The 257-nt window shown below is 37.4% G+C and carries 1 protein-coding gene; it reads left to right on the top strand.

Going from position 1 to position 257, the window contains the following annotated elements; all coding sequences use genetic code 11:
- Positions 1 to 42 precede the first annotated feature (42 nt).
- A partial coding sequence (locus ACSNOK_RS35075) for a dihydrodipicolinate reductase C-terminal domain-containing protein (RefSeq protein WP_436784745.1) occupies positions 43 to 257 on the top strand: 215 nt, incomplete at its 3' end.

The raw sequence follows: 257 nt of genomic DNA, 5'->3' as shown, positions 1-257 counted from the left end.
ATGATGTGATCAAAGAACTTAGAGACCAAGCAACGCCAGTATATGATTCGTCATGAGAATACTGAGAAACGTACGAAAGATGAAATTGGTATTCATGCTGTGCGTGGAGGAACAATCGTTGGTGAACATGATATTTTATTCGCTGGCACAGATGAGACAATCACTATTTCTCATAAGGCACAATCTAAAGATATTTTTGCAAATGGCGCCATTGGTGCCGCTGAAAAGTTAATTCATAAAGAAAATGGATATTATAC

This window comes from Streptomyces sp. URMC 126, from assembly GCF_051386555.1.
GTDB lineage: Bacteria > Actinomycetota > Actinomycetes > Streptomycetales > Streptomycetaceae > Streptomyces.
This window is presented reverse-complemented; position numbering and strand designations above follow the sequence as displayed.